20 protein-coding genes are annotated in these 14,536 nt (G+C 65.0%); 9 read left to right on the top strand and 11 right to left on the bottom strand.

The window, feature by feature from the left end; genetic code table 11:
- Window positions 1-159: 159 nt before the first annotated feature.
- The gene (locus PX554_RS13840; RefSeq protein ID WP_275502627.1) at window positions 160-318 is read right to left on the bottom strand and encodes a hypothetical protein; all 159 of its coding nucleotides are present in this window, start codon (window positions 316-318) and stop codon (window positions 160-162) included.
- 81 nt (window positions 319-399) lie between these two features.
- Between PX554_RS13840 and PX554_RS13845 the strand changes: the two genes are divergently transcribed.
- The 6 genes from PX554_RS13845 to PX554_RS13870 all read left to right on the top strand — a co-directional run bounded on the left by PX554_RS13845 (window position 400) and on the right by PX554_RS13870 (window position 3,302).
- On the top strand, window positions 400-681 hold the full coding sequence (locus tag PX554_RS13845) for a hypothetical protein (RefSeq protein WP_275502628.1): 282 nt from the start codon (window positions 400-402) through the stop codon (window positions 679-681).
- 11 nt (window positions 682-692) lie between these two features.
- The gene (locus PX554_RS13850) at window positions 693-1,205 is read left to right on the top strand and encodes a lysozyme (protein WP_275502629.1); all 513 of its coding nucleotides are present in this window, start codon (window positions 693-695) and stop codon (window positions 1,203-1,205) included.
- Window positions 1,206-1,216: 11 nt separating this feature from the next.
- Window positions 1,217-1,474: a DUF7940 domain-containing protein gene (locus PX554_RS13855; RefSeq protein WP_275502631.1), complete on the top strand. Its 258-nt coding sequence runs from the start codon at window positions 1,217-1,219 to the stop codon at window positions 1,472-1,474.
- Entirely contained in the window at window positions 1,471-1,926 is a 456-nt protein-coding gene (locus tag PX554_RS13860) for a hypothetical protein (RefSeq protein ID WP_275502634.1), read from the top strand. Before PX554_RS13855 ends, PX554_RS13860 begins: the two co-directional genes overlap by 4 nt.
- Before the next feature lie 49 nt (window positions 1,927-1,975).
- The gene (locus tag PX554_RS13865; RefSeq protein WP_275502636.1) at window positions 1,976-2,149 is read left to right on the top strand and encodes a hypothetical protein; all 174 of its coding nucleotides are present in this window, start codon (window positions 1,976-1,978) and stop codon (window positions 2,147-2,149) included.
- Window positions 2,150-2,513: 364 nt separating this feature from the next.
- Complete coding sequence (locus PX554_RS13870; RefSeq protein ID WP_275502639.1) at window positions 2,514-3,302, top strand: DNA adenine methylase; 789 nt, start codon at window positions 2,514-2,516, stop codon at window positions 3,300-3,302.
- A 144-nt stretch (window positions 3,303-3,446) separates the two neighbouring features.
- On the opposite strand, the gene PX554_RS13875 is transcribed toward PX554_RS13870, so the two are convergent.
- From PX554_RS13875 to PX554_RS13885, 3 genes are all read right to left on the bottom strand, one after another.
- Complete coding sequence (locus tag PX554_RS13875; protein WP_275502640.1) at window positions 3,447-3,794, bottom strand: hypothetical protein; 348 nt, start codon at window positions 3,792-3,794, stop codon at window positions 3,447-3,449.
- Between the two features lie 368 nt (window positions 3,795-4,162).
- Entirely contained in the window at window positions 4,163-4,762 is a 600-nt protein-coding gene (locus PX554_RS13880; RefSeq protein ID WP_275502643.1) for an ImmA/IrrE family metallo-endopeptidase, read from the bottom strand.
- On the bottom strand, window positions 4,746-5,153 hold the full coding sequence (locus tag PX554_RS13885) for a helix-turn-helix domain-containing protein (RefSeq protein WP_338061593.1): 408 nt from the start codon (window positions 5,151-5,153) through the stop codon (window positions 4,746-4,748). The genes PX554_RS13880 and PX554_RS13885 overlap by 17 nt, the downstream gene beginning before the upstream one ends.
- A gap of 194 nt (window positions 5,154-5,347) precedes the next feature.
- Between PX554_RS13885 and PX554_RS13890 the strand changes: the two genes are divergently transcribed.
- Complete coding sequence (locus PX554_RS13890; protein ID WP_275502646.1) at window positions 5,348-6,553, top strand: tyrosine-type recombinase/integrase; 1,206 nt, start codon at window positions 5,348-5,350, stop codon at window positions 6,551-6,553.
- A 226-nt stretch (window positions 6,554-6,779) separates the two neighbouring features.
- On the opposite strand, the gene PX554_RS13895 is transcribed toward PX554_RS13890, so the two are convergent.
- Window positions 6,780-7,520 (bottom strand): hypothetical protein, encoded by a 741-nt coding sequence (locus PX554_RS13895; protein ID WP_275502647.1) that lies wholly within the window; start codon window positions 7,518-7,520, stop codon window positions 6,780-6,782.
- Window positions 7,462-8,835, bottom strand: a complete 1,374-nt coding sequence (locus tag PX554_RS13900; RefSeq protein ID WP_275502649.1) for a tyrosine-type recombinase/integrase — start codon at window positions 8,833-8,835, stop codon at window positions 7,462-7,464. Before PX554_RS13900 ends, PX554_RS13895 begins: the two co-directional genes overlap by 59 nt.
- Window positions 8,836-9,174: 339 nt before the next feature.
- On the opposite strand from PX554_RS13900, the gene PX554_RS13905 reads away from it, so the two are divergent.
- Window positions 9,175-9,504 carry a hypothetical protein gene (locus PX554_RS13905; RefSeq protein ID WP_275502652.1) on the top strand — a complete coding sequence of 110 codons (330 nt, stop codon included), beginning with the start codon at window positions 9,175-9,177 and terminating at the stop codon, window positions 9,502-9,504.
- Between the two features lie 71 nt (window positions 9,505-9,575).
- Window positions 9,576-9,938: a hypothetical protein gene (locus PX554_RS13910; RefSeq protein ID WP_275502653.1), complete on the top strand. Its 363-nt coding sequence runs from the start codon at window positions 9,576-9,578 to the stop codon at window positions 9,936-9,938.
- 31 nt (window positions 9,939-9,969) lie between these two features.
- Here PX554_RS13910 and PX554_RS26620 read toward each other — a convergent pair whose 3' ends face one another.
- The 5 genes from PX554_RS26620 to PX554_RS13930 form a co-directional block, all read right to left on the bottom strand.
- A complete protein-coding gene (locus tag PX554_RS26620) occupies window positions 9,970-10,176 on the bottom strand; it encodes a DUF6771 family protein (RefSeq protein ID WP_338061594.1) in 207 nt (68 codons plus the stop codon).
- Between the two features lie 102 nt (window positions 10,177-10,278).
- Window positions 10,279-12,687, bottom strand: a complete 2,409-nt coding sequence (locus PX554_RS13915; protein WP_275502655.1) for a hypothetical protein — start codon at window positions 12,685-12,687, stop codon at window positions 10,279-10,281.
- A gap of 4 nt (window positions 12,688-12,691) precedes the next feature.
- Window positions 12,692-13,330 (bottom strand): hypothetical protein, encoded by a 639-nt coding sequence (locus tag PX554_RS13920; RefSeq protein WP_275502657.1) that lies wholly within the window; start codon window positions 13,328-13,330, stop codon window positions 12,692-12,694.
- A gap of 9 nt (window positions 13,331-13,339) precedes the next feature.
- Window positions 13,340-14,194 (bottom strand): hypothetical protein, encoded by an 855-nt coding sequence (locus PX554_RS13925; protein ID WP_275502658.1) that lies wholly within the window; start codon window positions 14,192-14,194, stop codon window positions 13,340-13,342.
- On the bottom strand, window positions 14,194-14,536 hold a 343-nt coding region (locus PX554_RS13930; protein WP_275502659.1), incomplete at its 5' end, for a hypothetical protein. The genes PX554_RS13930 and PX554_RS13925, both read right to left, overlap by 1 nt.

The following is a 14,536-nucleotide window of genomic DNA, read 5'->3' on the forward strand; positions in this document are numbered from 1 at the left end:
GTCCGGGCAAGCGCGAACTCGACCCTCTTGAGGGCATGACGAGCATTGGCGGCTAGCGCTGTATATTCCGGCTGGCTTAAGATCGCGGCTCAGAATTTTTGTCTACCCCACACGGCCACCCCAGCCAGACACGCTTATGACTTCCGGGTCAGTGCAGGCTCAATACTTATCGTAAATCGCCGCATCGTCGGCCCCTCGCAGCACAACGAGCGCGAACAGCAACATCGGCGGGACGAAGACGATCGCAACGATCGTCCACAGCATACGCTCCGCGATAGCTGCAGCGGTTCCGTGTTCGCGAAGCGGCACGTTCGTCATGATGGTATCCCCCTTATCGTTTGTATCCGATTAGACGCTGCGCGGGCGCCAATCCGCAGTGCGTTCACCGAGGAAAGCTGCATGCGCGATCTCGATTACACCGGCTCGTCCGGTGGACTGTTGGCGCTTGCCTTCGGAGCGGGCTGGGCGGCGGCCACGACGATGTGGCTCGCCGTCGCCGGCATCGTCTGGCGGTTCTTCCTCGAGCCGCGGATCACCCAACTCCAAGCCGATCTGCAGGCGAACCGCGAACAGATCATGCGCCTAGAGACGGCGCTGCTGATCCACGGCTCGGCCGGCGTTCGCCGCGCAATCCGCGCGACCGAGACCGAACCCGCCGCCGATGAGGCGGCCACCTCGTAAGGAGATCAACAATGGCGGCGAACACAACGCCGGCGTTCGCACGCGCGATCGCCGGTGCTCTCAGTGCTGTCGCGGTCGCGACGCTCGCGATCGCGACACCCGCGCTCGAGCAGGACGAGGGCAAGGCGAATGTCGGCTACCTCGATATCGCGAAGATCCCGACCGAGTGTTTCGGCCATACCGGCCCGGAGGTCCGCGTCGGCGTGCGGCGCTCGGATGCCTATTGCCATGCCAAGCTCGCCGGCGATGCCGAGACGCACCTGCGCGGCGTGCTCGCCTGCACGCCGACGCTCGCCGACCGGCGCTACCAGCTCGCGGCCGCGACGCGGACCGCGTTCAACATCGGCGTCGCCGCCTTCTGCAAATCGACGATCGCGCGGAAGTTCAACGCGCGCGACTGGCGCGGCGGCTGCGACGCGATGCTCGCCTGGAACAAGGCGCGGGTGAACGGCCGGCTGGTCGTCGTCGCCGGTCTCGCCAAGCGGCGCGAGCGCGAGCGCGCGATGTGCCTGACCGGCATCTGAGGGGATCCACGATGCTCAAGATCGACCTGTCCCGTTGGCTCATCGATGACGCGAAGCGCTGGTGGAAGCTCGCCTCGGCGCGGCTGGCGCTCGCCGGCGGCATGATCGTCACCGCGATCGTCGCCAACCCGGGCGTCATCCAGCAGATGCTCGACGCCTTGCCGCCCGAGGTGCGGCCCGCAGTGCCGCCGATCGTCGGCGTGCTCGCGGCCGTACTGCCGATCGTCGTGCGCCTTTGGCGCCAGGCACCGGCGGAGGCCCGGTCGTGATCGCGACGCTCGCCTTGCGGCTGCTCGGCCGAGCCGCGCCGGCGTGGCTCAGCAAGCCGGTCGCGATCGTCCTCGATGTCGCGACCGCCGCGGTCGTGGTCGCCGGCGTCTACTGCTGGATCTACAGCCGCGGCGAAGCGGACGGGGCGGCCAAGATCGCCACGAAGGTCACTGCCGCGCACAGCGCCGCCGTCGCCGATGCCCGCCATGACGAGCGCGCCGCGCAGGCGGCGGCCGGCGCGATCGGCGCGGCCGCCGCACGCACCAACCAGGACGCGACCGCGTTCGCCCAATCCAAGATCGAGGATATGCACCATGCGATCGATGTTCTCCCGGACGCGCCTGCTGGCGCTGCTCCCGCTCGCGTTGACAGCCGCCGCCTGTCAGCATCCCTCGACGCCCTCATCGATCGCGCGAACCGAGCGGCCGACGCTGCCGACGCGCAGCGCTGAGCTTACCGCCACCGAACATCTGCGACCGATCGGCAAGCCGGAAACCGGGGTGCTGGTCCTGGTCGACAAGGGCTGGCTCGATACGGTGCTGACGCGCTTCGGCGAGGCGATCGCGGCGGTGACGCGCGCGAACGCCCGCGCCGGCGCGAACATGCAGCAGGATGCATGCACGCATGCAGTCTTCGAGACGGGCGTCGCGCCGGCGAACTGCCCGGCGCGCTGAAGCACTCTCGACGTGCGGGGACAGCGCTGGCATAGGTCAGTCGTTCGATCGGTCCTAGCCGGGAGGTCGAACCCGCGCGCGCGCGGTCAGTCAGGTCACCGGTTCGCCGGGTGGCCTGCGGAATAGAAGACCCTTCGGGGGAATACGTAGGGCGCAGTTGCCTGGCTCTGCGCGGCTAGCCGCCCGGTACCAGGCGGTATAGCCGCCGGGTACCGCCCAGCATTCCCCCGAAGGCCACCCTCCTGTTTTCGGTGCCGATGGCGCCCACAAGATCCGTGGCCTTCGCCACGGCCCCGCCGATCGCGCCGATCGGCGGTCGTTTCGCGCGCCTAGCCGACGTGCCTTTCCCCCCACAAAGGACATCATGACCGGCTCCATCGCTGTACGTACCCCCGCGCCGTATCTGGGCGGCAAGCGCAACCTGGCCCGACACCTGGTCGGCCTGATCGGCGAAACGCCGCACCGTACCTATGTCGAGCCGTTCGTCGGCATGGGCGGCATCTTCCTCAAGCGCCACCAGGCCGCACCCGTCGAGGTGATCAACGATCTCTCGCGCGACGTCGCGACGCTATTTCGGATCCTCCAGCGCCATTACGAGGCGTTCATCGACACGCTGAAGTGGCAGCTTACCAGCCGATCCGACTTCGAGCGGCTCATGGCGGTGAACCCGGACACCCTGACCGACCTGGAGCGCGCAGCGCGTTTCCTCTACCTTCAGAAGCTGGCGTTCGGCGGCAAGGTTACGGGGCGCAATTTCGGGGTGACGCGCTCGCCCGGCCGCTTCGACGTGACCAAGCTGCGCGAATATCTGCCCGAGATCCACGAACGGCTCGCCGGCGTGACGATCGAGTGCTTGCCCTACGCCGACGTCATCCGGCGCTACGATGCCGCCGACACGCTGTTCTACCTCGATCCGCCTTACTGGAACTGCGAGGCCGATTACGGCGACGGGTTCGAGCGCGCGGATTTCGAGCGCCTGGCCGACCAACTCGCCGGCATCGCCGGCAGGTTCATCCTGTCGCTCAACGACACACCCGGCGCGCGCGCCGTGTTCGCGCGCTTTAACCTGTCGGACATCGAGACGACCTATACGGTCGGCTCGGCAAGCGCCGGCCGCGGCTTGCGCGCCGGCGAACTCGTCGTCCGAAACTGAGAAGCGGTGGGGGTATCGGCTGGGGTATGGCCCCAGGCCGATACCGCTGGAACACCGCAGGAAAGCGTCACTTTCCGCGCGACGCGGCGGAGGGATTGTCCGCCGCGCCGCACGTACATAAAGCTGCTGGACCGGGATTTCCGATTAAGACAGGCGATCACCGGGTGCTTGGAGGGCTGTTGCTGAGCCTACGGTAAACTGCTTATCGAAGTGGCTTAGCATCGTCTCTATGATATGCCCGTGATAATAAGCGTATGCCACGGTAGTGATAGATTTGCTGTTCGGTTTGACGATATTAAACGTCAGACGATTCGCTGATATTGCTGGCAAAAAGAACGCCTCGTTTTCCCACTGGCTGGAAGTATGGGTGTAATATCCGCTTACCAGCTTCTTCCATGTAGTGATGCCACCTTTGGCGTTGCCGATTTTAATTGCCGAGTCGAAGTCAGCGAGAAGCTGCTTTGGTTGCGTGGTCTCGAAGTATGCAGACATGATGGTAGCTTTCGTTCGCGCTGAGAGCGCTGGTTAAGGAAACTGCTCACGTGGGAGCCACAGGCCGCGCTTTGAGAGCGCGGCCTGTTTGGAGAATCAGGTGAGAAACTGGGTGCTGTTAGGCAGCGTCAACCAGGATCCGAAACGCCTTCTTGCCATACCAGCTGGCATAGACGCGCTTCCCATCCCGGGTGATCCACTTGACGAACACCCACTTCTTACCCTCAGGGGCAGGAGTGGAGGTCACAATGTGTCTCCCGGCGGCCCGATGTTCTTGCGTCCTTAACCGAATGCGATTATCTCGCACCTTGTCACAGGGTCCGGTTAGGATCGCTCACCCATCTCAGGGGCCGCGTTCTGATCAGGGCTTAGAAAGGGGTTCGGCGCTTGCTGGACCCCTTTTTCTTGCCGATCGAAAGGATCGGACGATCTGGCAGAAATTTGTGTTGCAGCTTCCGTGCCCGGCAAGTCGCGGCGTCGAGACTCACGCCGAATTTCCGCATCGCTTCTCGTGCGGTCGCACAGCGGCGGAAGGAAGCTTCCGGCATCAAGAAGGCGGCGGCAAAAATATTTGCCTGGCGTTCCGGATCGTAGAGCGGCTCATACTGGTCGGAGAACGCACGGTAGGTCGGAAGTCCGCAATGGAGCATGAGGTGCCCGAATTCGTGAGCCGCAGTCATTCGTGCGTGCCCCTCTCCACGCTCAAGAGCGCTGTAAACGCTCGAGCTCAAATAGATGATCGGATCGCGCTCATCGGTCAGACCATACAACCCGCGCATGTCTCGATCGGATCGGACACGAAAGTCATAGCCGTCTATAACCTCATAGAGGGTCTCCTCGAGCAGAGGTTGCATAGAGACCCGGCCGCCGGGAGACAAACCGAGACCTGATCGGACAGAGAAAGCCGTCAGTTCTACTTCGCGCCGCGATCGCGGCGCGACTATTCGACCATTATCCACGACTTTCATCCTCCATGATGCGGCGTAATTGCTCTTTCTTTTCATGCGACAGGCGAGCAAAGCCACTCGCAAGCGTTGATGCCAGAACCCTGTCTTCGGCGCTGGCCCCACTCTTGAGCCGAATCGCATAGTCAGACATAGATAAAGCTGCGGCACGGCGGATACGATTGACGTCGTCTCCGATGAGACCAAGCTCATGTATTACCGTATCAACCAGTTCGTCTTGGACAGGCTTAGCACCGGTCTCGATCTGGCTTAAATACGGGACGCTTAACTTCAGCTTGCGGGCGAGATCGCCCAAGGTCATTTTCCGTTCCTTACGCTCCTGTCGCAGCATGTTTCCGAATTGGTTCACGGTGGCCTCCTCTAGCGAACCGACAAATCTATCCCGCTTCAACATATAACGCGCCGACGCGGGAATGTTTGCTAACCGGCAAATAGTTTGCCGCCCGGCAAAGTTCAAGCGTTATTTTGCCGTCCAGCAAAGTTTTTGTAGGCGGGCTGGGCTAGCGCTGAACGGCTTAGTGGCCGCCCTGCTCATGAGCCTCACTCCCTCCGCGAAACGCGCGACGACGCTGATCTAGGATCCTCACTATGCTGACCAACGCCGCGGTGAAAGCCGCGCGGCCGCGTTTGCGCGCCTATAAGATGTTCGACGAGCGCGGGCTGCACCTGCATGTCGCCCCGAGCGGCCGCGCGACGTGGCGGCTCAAGTACCGGCTTGCCGGCGCCGAGCAGCTGCTGACGATCGGCAGCTTCCCCGAGATCTCGTTAAACGTGGCCCGCGGCCACCTCGAGGTGGCGCGCGAGCAGATCGCGCGCGGTATCAAGCCGACGTCACCGGCGGCGGTGGCGGCGGCGCTAATGACGTTCGAGCAGGTCGCGCGTTCCTGGCACGCGCGTCGCCAGTCCGGCTGGACCGAAACGCACGCGGCCGACGTGCTCGCCAGCCTCGAGCGCGACGTGTTCGCGCCGATCGGCGCGTTCCCCTGTGATGAGATCAGCGCCTCCGACGTGCGCGAGCTCTTGGAAGTCGTCGAGGCGCGCGGCCGAATCGAGACGGCCCGCCGGCTGCGCCAGCGCATCGAGGCGATCTTCGCCTTCGCGATCTCGCACGACCAGGCCACCGCTAATCCGGCGAAGCCGGTCGCCGCGGCGCTCGCGGCCGCGCCACGCCGGCGGCGCCAGCCCGCGCTGCTGACGATCGCCGACGCGCGCGCGCTCCTCGATGCGTGCGACCGCGCGCCCGGCCGGCCGATCGTTCGCCTTGCCTCACGCTTCCTGGCCCTGACGGCCGTACGCCTGGACGCGCTGCGCGGCGCGCGCTGGTCCGAGATCGAGGATCTCGACGGGCTGGCGCCGCTCTGGCGCGTGCCGGCGGCGCGCATGAAACTCGCGCGCGCCAAGAAAGAGGACGCGGCGAATGATCACCTGGTGCCCCTTGCGCCGGCGGCGGTAGAGATCCTGCGCGCCGCGCGCGCGATCGCCGGCGGCGGCGAGCTCATCTTCCCTGGCGCGCGCGGCGACCTGCCGTTCGCCGAGGGCGCGATCGGCGACCTGTACGATCGCGCCGGCTACGCCCGGCGGCACGTCCCGCACGGCTGGCGCGCTACATTCAGCACAGTGATGAACGAAACGATGCCGGGCGAGCGCGACGTGATCGATCGCGCGCTCGGCCACACGCTCAAGCGTGACGATGGCCGCGAGGCGAAGGTGGAGGCCGCATACAACCGCAGCGATCAGTTGGAGCGTCGGCGGGTTGTCCTCGAGCGCTGGGCCGCGGATCTGACCATCGCGTGATCGACGGCGCGGCTGGGCGACCGGCCGAACCCGATTGGCACGGATCGTGATCCTCCCCCTCGCCGAGCCCGGGGCGGCGCAAGCCGCCGCGCTCCGACAGCCGGGTCTTGGCTGTCGGGTGCGTGGGGCGGGCCGATGCGGCCGGGGGAGCAGAGATTGGTGCATGGGATCGCCCCTGCGATCCCATTCCTTCAACGCATTGCGGAGCAATTCCTCATCATTACCCCTAGGCCGGGATAGCGGGTGAACTTGGTAAACTCCCGTGCTCGACAAGGTCGACGGCGTCGCCGAACGCTTCGAGCGCAGCGCGAAGCGGCGAGTATGACGGCTTTGGCGGTGCTGTCGGGCCAGTGGGCGGGGCACCGTTTCGCCGCTCGATGGCGCGCAGCTTGCGGTCGAACAGCTGGCGCAGTCGGATGCGCACCGCCTTCGGGAGGGCGCCTGGATCGAAATAATAGGCGTTGCTGGTCTGGACGCGCTGCGGCGCGAACTCGCCCTCCTTGTCGGTCTTCTTGCTTCGCCGGACCCAACGAAGGAAGCCATGCGCCTTCAGGCGGGCGAGCGCACGAACAACGGTGACGCGGCACAGGTTCGCCGCCTGGGCGATCGTGTCGATCATCGGGTAGAGCTCGCCCGTCTTGAAATCGATCGGCACACGCTTTCGCCCGCGCCGACCGAGCAGCACCTCGAGCACCACGATCCCGGTCCCACCTAGCGGGCGACCGCCGCCCTTTCGCCGTTCCAGATCGTCGAAGTCGCGTGCCACCTCCAGCATGCAGTCGATCCAACCGAGCGCGCCGTCGCGCGTGCCGTCGCCGATCGGCCGCCACGGCTTCGCGTCGGGCTCATTCTCGTCGACGCTGTGGCGGATTACGCGGCGATCAGGACCACGCTTTTTACCGGAAAGCTCAGCGGCTAGTTTTTTGGTCAGCAGGCGCGCCTGACGAGCCACGGATGCGCCGCTCATCGTGCCGCACCGGATTGGGTCGCTGCCTCGGCCCGTCGAGCAGCGACTCGGGCGGTGCAAGCCCCTCGGTCAGCATGTCCGCCCACTCCTGCGCGATCTCGCGGCGGCGGGGCATATATGCCGCGCGGTTGTACGTCGCCTCGACGCCCTGCTGAACGTGCGCGAGCATCAGGTCGATGATCGCGCGATCGCCGACGCGGTTTTTCGCCTCCGCCAGTTCGTTCATGATGGTCGAGAACGACGAGCGCCAGCCGTGCGGGACGTGCTTTCCCGACAAGCCCGCGTCGCGATACGCCTTGCTGATCGTCGAGTCGCTGATCGGCTTGCGCGCCAGGCGCACCGTGCGAAAGATCAGCGGTCCGTTGGAAAGCGTCATCGCGACTTTCAGCACGTCCACGGCCTGGCGCGACAGCGGCACGAGAAACTCCATCGCCGGATCGTCCTTGCGTTCCTGGATGAGCTTCATGCGCGCCGCCGGCACGCGCCAGAGCGGCTCCGCGCCGTCGAGATCCTCGAACTCCGAGCGAATCGCACCACGCACGATCTGCGAGCGCACCGAGGTCAGCGCCAACAGCCGCGAGGCCAGCTTGGTCAATGGGTGCCCCGGCTGGGCCTCGGTCAGTTCGAGCACCTCTCGCGCCGCCGCGATCGAGCGCACGGCGGGAAATTGGCGCTTGCGCACCTTGCCGAGCGCCTTGCCCGCGATCGCCGCTGGATCGCTGTCCGCAATGCCGCTGCCCACGGCCATCGCAAAGACCTCGGAGATCCGCTGGCGCACGCGATGCGCCGTCTCGACCGCGCCCCGCTGTTCGATCGGCCTCAGCACCTTGAGCACCAGCGGCGTCGTCACGTCGCGAATCGGTAGTTTGCCGATCTTCGGGAATACGTCCTTCTCGAGACTGTCTATCACGATCTTCGCGTAGCGCTTGGACCACGTCGGCGCCTGGCTCGCGTACCAGTCGCGCGCGACCGTCTCGAAGGTGCTGCCCGCCCTCGCCGCATGCTCGGCCGCCCGCTGCACCTTGTGAACCGCGGGATCGATCCCCTGCCGTAGCTGCCGCGCCGCGTCCTCGCGCAGTTCGCGCGCCTCGCTCAGCTTCACATCGGGGAACGTGCCGAAGACCAGCCGCTTTTCCTTGGCACCGATCCGATACTTCCAGCGCCACGATTTGACGCCGCTCGGCAGCACCTCCAGGTAGAGGCCCCTGCCGTCCGAAAGCTTGTAGGGCTTCTCGCGCGGCGCCGCCTTCTGGCACGCCAGCGCGGAGAGCTTGTCGGTTTTCTTCGCCGGTGCCGGCGGCGGTGCCCCCGTCAAGCGATGCCCCCAACGTTTTGAATCGCTGCCCCCAAAATGCCCCCACGAAGCGCGCGTTTGATGGCGACAGATTGAGACGGATTGAGACAACCGGCAACCCCCAAGCGCCGAGGAAACAACGGTTTTTGAGGGGTTGGGAGACACCCCGAGATGAAGGGTTGGTGGACAGGGCTGGACTGCACCTCAAGCCCCCAGAAATGGCGTGATATCTAGGCTAATAAGCTCGAAACCGCCCCCGCTATGTACCTTGGCTTGTACCGGATCAAGAGCCGTGCAATACGATGCGAACGCTGTGATCCGTGGGGGGCCACGGCGGTGTTTTATCGGAGGGGTACTTGAATGGTTACGAACGAGAGCTTTGCATTCCCCGCAATCGAACTAGCGGACGGGTTTGCGGAGCCGATGGGGGACGGCGTGTTCGTCGTGTTGCAGAAAGATGAGGGGGCCGTAGGGGCGCCCATGCAGAACGTGGTCTTGAGCCTCTGGGACCTTGAGACCCTTAAGGCCCACGACACTTCAATAGATACGATCGCGCTGGAAGATGGACAGGCCCACTGGATGGGCGATTACTTCCTGATCGAACAGGCGGACCGCAGCGTACAAGGTCATCCAGTTCAAGCGATAGCCTTAACCTTTGACGATGCGGAAGCCCTGCGGCTCGCGGCATAATTGGACTAGCTCTTTGACCCTCGGCTCCCTCATAGAGCCGGGGGTTTTTCATGCCCGTCCAAGGAGCCCACATGCGCCTTGTAGCCTCTCTAGCTGTCGCTGCGGCCGTTCTAGCGTCCTGTTCAAATTCTCCAGCCTATGACCCGGAGCGGTGCGCCGCAACCGATCCCACCGTAACGCACCTTTCAGCCGACGCTCAAATCTGCATCGAGAAATGGGGCAAGGCGTTATCCACCTCGCCGGACCCCGCCGGGGATGTTGCGGAGGCTGTCCACATGGCCTGCAACGATATCCTTTCGGACGGCATCGCAACGGACGACGAGGACGCCAACGAGACAGCGGCATCCGCACAGGCCGAGGGGACCGAAGCCCGGCGACTCGCCACGTTCTGGGTCGTCGAGGAACGTGCGGGCCATTGCAGCCTGAAAAAATGACCCGCTGCTCAGCACGTGCCGGATTTAACGGTTACAGGGCTAACCGGAGCTGATTAGGGTCCGGCGGCACCTCGGGGTTCTCCAGCCTCTCCGCAACCGCCGTAGCAAGCTCTGCAAGGGCGGCCTCTCGAAGCCTCTCGTTACCGAACGTCAATCCGACACGGGCCCAGCCGGGCGCGGTGGCGATGGCGTCCATAGCGGTGGACACGAGGGCGGAATTAGGGGCGACTCTGGACATCCCGATAATATAGAACAAATACGGAACAAAAGGGAAGACCGCCCGTCAGGCAGGAGCCCCCAGCCCCTCCGAGATGGGAAGGGCCGAGGGTCTCTAGATGCCTTACTGGCCGCTCAGATACTCAGGGAGCGGCAAGGGGCCGGGCTGCACAAGGTCGCCGTCATCGTTCCGGACAAGCGGGTCCGCATCCAGCGCCGCCGCGTGGAGCGCGATCAGCTTGGAGGGATTGATTGCCGCCCGATTGAGGACGTGAGCGAACCGGGCGTCACGCTGGGCCCTCTCGATGATGGACGACATCGCCTCTCCCATGCTGCGAGGATCAGACGAGGACATGATGTCCGCAACGTGGTCCTGCACGTCCTGCTTGAACCGCAGCGTTCCCTTGGGATTACCGTGGAACAGAACGTCCACCAGTGCCCCCGCAAGGTCCCCGCGCACCACACGGGCCACGGGGCCTAGCGAGGAGCCGGACAGCGATCGGTCGAGCGCTTGCCTTGAAGCCGTCTTTGAGTTCCCGAAGGTCTCCGCGAAGGACTTGTACGCTTGGTCCTCTCCTTCCAGCCGATCGTCCAGCCGGGAGATGACGCCGGGGTTGCCGGACATCGCCTCCAAGGCGTGTTGCTTCCCTAAGTCACCATAAGCTGCCGCTTGGCCTGCCCCGGAGAGCCCGAGGGACTGGCGGGTCCGCTGGGCCACGTTGGTGCCCGGCCGGAGCCCCGCTTGGGCCGCGTCGTCTGCCAAGGCCGTGCGGGCACCTGTCATCCACGCCTCTTGAGCGTGCGGAGGCATGTGGCGCATCTGTCCGGCAATCTCATGGCCCGAGAGGTTCGCCACGCCCTGGCCGGCCTCCAGAGCGTCCCTGATAGCCATCTCGTTCGCATAGTTCGCCGTGACGTCCCGATAGGGTTCGTTGTGTTCGGCGAGCTGGCCCCGAAGGTCTCGGGCGCGATTGTTGATGTGGACCGAGTTAGTGGTGTTCCTCGGGAACATGCCCGAGGTGTCCATTGCGCTCCTAGCGTTGTCCTGCATGGCCCTGATGACTTGGTCGAAGCCCTCGGTGGAAAGCGTCTCGCCTGCCATGACTGAGCCGTCGCCGTGTAGCCTGAAGCCCAAAGCGTGCGGGTCGCGCTGCGCGTTGAGGATATTGCGGACAGCCTGCGGAACTGCCTCTTTGAACGCCGGGGTCTGCATGATTGACGCCATACGATCGGTGATTTTCACCGGCTGCGCATAGGCCTCGCGATACCCCGGAGCCGAAGCCGCCGCCGCACGGGCGTTGATGCCTTCCACGGCCGCTACCGGGTCAACCGCCGGCCCTAGCTCGGCTTGGATATGATCCCGGACACGGCCTCCCATGCCGGCCTGTCGGGCCATGAGCATCTCACGGACCCTTGTGGTTGCCGGACCGGCTCCCTGGAGGGCCCAGCTTGTCACCCGGCGGCCCTTCTCCGAGACATCCATGGGCATCGCAGGGACTCCAAGAGCTTGCCTGCGGGCCACCTCCGCTTGAATGTTGGCGGGAGTTGCTGGGACGGAACCGGAGCCCATGCCGGTCGCTATGTTGCTCTGAGGCAGCTCCTTGGCGAGGATGCGTTCGGCCTGTGTCCGTGCCGCCTGCCCCGGCTGTTCCAAGGGCCGCCCGGTGAGGCGCTTGGGGATGTTCCCGAGGACCCTTGCAGCAGTGTCCAGCCCCGGAATGTTCCGCCGGGCCGCAGGGATGAAGGCCGCCGCAGAATGGAGCGCCGGGACGGCTCCACCGCCCAGCACGCCACCGAAGGCCCCGCCGAGAGCTGCGTTGCTCAAGCGTCCGTCCCCGGTGTCGTTGAGGGCCCCTGAGAGCGCCCCGTAGCCCGCGCCGTTCAAGGCCGCGTTGCCCATTCCCGCTAGGACCTTGGAACCCTGAAAGAGCTTGGCTTGCGGAAGTAACAAGCTCCCCGCCATGCCTACGCCCTTGGATGCTGCGCTGATGTTGGGATGTTCCGCCGCGAAGGTCTCCCCGAGGATGTCCCGGTCCTCCTCCCCCTCCGCGAAGGCCGCGCCGGGATCGAATTTCTCCTTGCCGACTGCCGCGTTCGCCGCGTTGCTTGCGGTGGACATGGCGCCCCAGAGGTTCCGAGAGGCGCCGGGCACCAAGCCGTCCACGGCCTGAGTTATGGTGGCGATGGAGTTGGTGAGCGCCCCGGGCGGTGGAGCCTCCGGAAGGCCCTCGTAGCGAACCCTATGGGCCACCTTGGAATGCTTGGTGTCGCGAGCGTCAATGAACGCGGCCACGTCTTCGTCACGGAGGGTCAAACCCCGCTGGCGCACGAAGCTCTTGAGGTCCGCTGCGGTGGACTTCGGGTTGGCCGCTAGGGCCGCGTAGGCCCTGTCGTCATCCTTGGACATGCGGGGGGCGTGGAGGTCTTCCGCCTTGACGTTCTCGGAGGCCAAGTAGGTCTCAATGTCCGCCTCAGGGGCCCCTTGGTCGATCATGGAGCCGACGTTGGCCCGGATACGGTTGATGTCTGCCATGTGCTTATTTCAATCCGTATCTGCGGCGCAGGGAGTCCGCCGAGGAGCCGCCGGGGCGTGGCGGGGCCTTGGGGAGCTGCGGGTTTTGGCGGGATGCGATCGGAACCCCGAGCTGCTGCGAGGCAGTCTTGCGTCCGCTGTCGATCAGCCGTTGCAGACCGTCCAACGCTTCATTGTTGTAACTGTCGAAGTGGTAGCGCCCCGGAAGCGTTGCGGTGGCAATCTTGGACTCGAAGTCCGACATGCTTCCCTCCCCGGCTACGCGGGTGGCAGGACGGGCCAAAGCGGTCAGATTGGCAACGGCCGCGTCATAGGCCTGATTGCCAGAGTCGAAGGGATTGTACTCGGCAAGGGCTCCAAGGCCCTGCTTTGACAGCGTAGTGTTCTGGAGGTGTCGGACCCGATCAACGGCGGGCTGTAGGCGGTCGATCACCGAGAATTGCGATCTGGCCTTGTCGCGGGCCGAGTTGGTCTCAAGGGCCCCGCCGGAGCCTTGCGGGGTTGCCGATTGGTCCGATGCGGCGCCACGTGCGAGGCCTTGGCGGCGGTAGCTATCCAGCTCGGCTTGATGTTCCGGCCGCAGCTTGTGTTGAGCCTCCCCGATCATGAGGAGGTTAATGCGTTCTTTGAGAGCGTCGCTCATGTTGTCTTCTTATTGTGCGAGATACGAAAGGTCGGAGTTGGCGGCCGAGATTTTGCCCTTGGGCTTGCCCGGTCCCTTGGCCTTGCTGATCGCAATTCGCTGGTCGGTCTGGTGGACCCTAGCGGCCGTGAGGCCCTCCATGACGCCATTGTGCCGTGCGGTTTCCCCGGCGCGTTGCCCTGCGAGGGCCAAGCCGTTCATTGCGGGAACCGTGCCGCCGAAGCGGGTGTACGCGGGACTGTAGGTCTCCGGGATGCCCTCATAGCCCATGCCGAGAAGCCGGGCGCGGCCCTCGGACCATGCTGCCGCTTGATCCTTGGGAGGCAAGGCGCCGACGACGGCCGCGAGGCGCCCTTGAGCGTCCAAGCTGTCCCTTGCGGGGACCGGCTTGATCTTCGCCTTAGCGGCGGCTTCCGCCTTCGCCCTCAGATAATCTTGGAAAGCCGGTACGGCCTCCACGGTCTGCTGTCCGGTCCTCGGGTCCGTGCTGATCCGGAAGGAGTCGTCCGGCCCCCCGAAAGTGGACTTGAGGGGCTGGCGGGCGTCGGCGTTGCCCGCATAGATTGCTTCAGCGGCCTTACCGAGCCCCTCCCCGAAGTTCTGTGAGCCGAAGAACCCCGCTGCTAGGGCGAGCATGGTCTGTTGATAGTGGTCCTTGTCGAAGGCTCCGGGGCGCCTTGGAGGGGCCTGTGGGAGCCGTGAGGCCGGATCGGTTGTGGGAGCGGTAGTGGTTGGCATGAAGCCCATAGAGACAGATGGCGGGGCCTGCGGGAGCTGGAGGGGTTGCGCCGGGGTGTCCTGAAACTTGCCCGCAGCACGGGCTGAGACCTGATCGTGGCCGAAGAGGCCGCCAAAGAGCGCCATTATGCCGCACTCCCTTGTTCGGCAGTCTGGGGACGCTGCCTGTTGTGGCGTTCGTATGCCGCCCGTTCGGCCTCCCATTGCGCTTCCAAACGCCGCGAGTGGGCGGCCATACGAGCATCAAGGCGAGCGTCGGAGTCTCGGAGGTCTTGGTATTCGGTGCGCCAGCCGCTGTACTTCATAGGACAGCACGGCAAATTGCCATCCTCATCGAAGGTCAGGCGCATGGCAGGATCATTGTCGGACGGATTGGGACACAGCCGGTAGGTGCGGATTCCGGGGTGATCGCGCGCACCATTCCGATTTGATGGCGCGCAGCATTCCGAGGTGATCGCGCGCAGCGTT

It is taken from the genome of Sphingomonas pollutisoli, from assembly GCF_029167165.1.
GTDB classification, from domain to species: domain Bacteria; phylum Pseudomonadota; class Alphaproteobacteria; order Sphingomonadales; family Sphingomonadaceae; genus Sphingomonas; species Sphingomonas pollutisoli.

Bases quoted from the DNA above. Each gene is read 5' to 3' on its own strand.
- PX554_RS13840 (WP_275502627.1), bottom strand. From the start codon at position 318: ATGACGAACGTGCCGCTTCGCGAACACGGAACCGCTGCAGCTATCGCG.
- PX554_RS13845 (WP_275502628.1), top strand. From the start codon at position 400: ATGCGCGATCTCGATTACACCGGCTCGTCCGGTGGACTGTTGGCGCTT.
- PX554_RS13850 (WP_275502629.1), top strand. From the start codon at position 693: ATGGCGGCGAACACAACGCCGGCGTTCGCACGCGCGATCGCCGGTGCT.
- PX554_RS13855 (WP_275502631.1), top strand. From the start codon at position 1,217: ATGCTCAAGATCGACCTGTCCCGTTGGCTCATCGATGACGCGAAGCGC.
- PX554_RS13870 (WP_275502639.1), top strand. From the start codon at position 2,514: ATGACCGGCTCCATCGCTGTACGTACCCCCGCGCCGTATCTGGGCGGC.
- PX554_RS13875 (WP_275502640.1), bottom strand. From the start codon at position 3,794: ATGTCTGCATACTTCGAGACCACGCAACCAAAGCAGCTTCTCGCTGAC.
- PX554_RS13880 (WP_275502643.1), bottom strand. From the start codon at position 4,762: ATGAAAGTCGTGGATAATGGTCGAATAGTCGCGCCGCGATCGCGGCGC.
- PX554_RS13885 (WP_338061593.1), bottom strand. From the start codon at position 5,153: ATGTTGAAGCGGGATAGATTTGTCGGTTCGCTAGAGGAGGCCACCGTG.
- PX554_RS13890 (WP_275502646.1), top strand. From the start codon at position 5,348: ATGCTGACCAACGCCGCGGTGAAAGCCGCGCGGCCGCGTTTGCGCGCC.
- PX554_RS13895 (WP_275502647.1), bottom strand. From the start codon at position 7,520: ATGAGCGGCGCATCCGTGGCTCGTCAGGCGCGCCTGCTGACCAAAAAA.
- PX554_RS13905 (WP_275502652.1), top strand. From the start codon at position 9,175: ATGGTTACGAACGAGAGCTTTGCATTCCCCGCAATCGAACTAGCGGAC.
- PX554_RS13910 (WP_275502653.1), top strand. From the start codon at position 9,576: ATGCGCCTTGTAGCCTCTCTAGCTGTCGCTGCGGCCGTTCTAGCGTCC.
- PX554_RS26620 (WP_338061594.1), bottom strand. From the start codon at position 10,176: ATGTCCAGAGTCGCCCCTAATTCCGCCCTCGTGTCCACCGCTATGGAC.
- PX554_RS13915 (WP_275502655.1), bottom strand. From the start codon at position 12,687: ATGGCAGACATCAACCGTATCCGGGCCAACGTCGGCTCCATGATCGAC.
- PX554_RS13920 (WP_275502657.1), bottom strand. From the start codon at position 13,330: ATGAGCGACGCTCTCAAAGAACGCATTAACCTCCTCATGATCGGGGAG.
- PX554_RS13925 (WP_275502658.1), bottom strand. From the start codon at position 14,194: ATGGCGCTCTTTGGCGGCCTCTTCGGCCACGATCAGGTCTCAGCCCGT.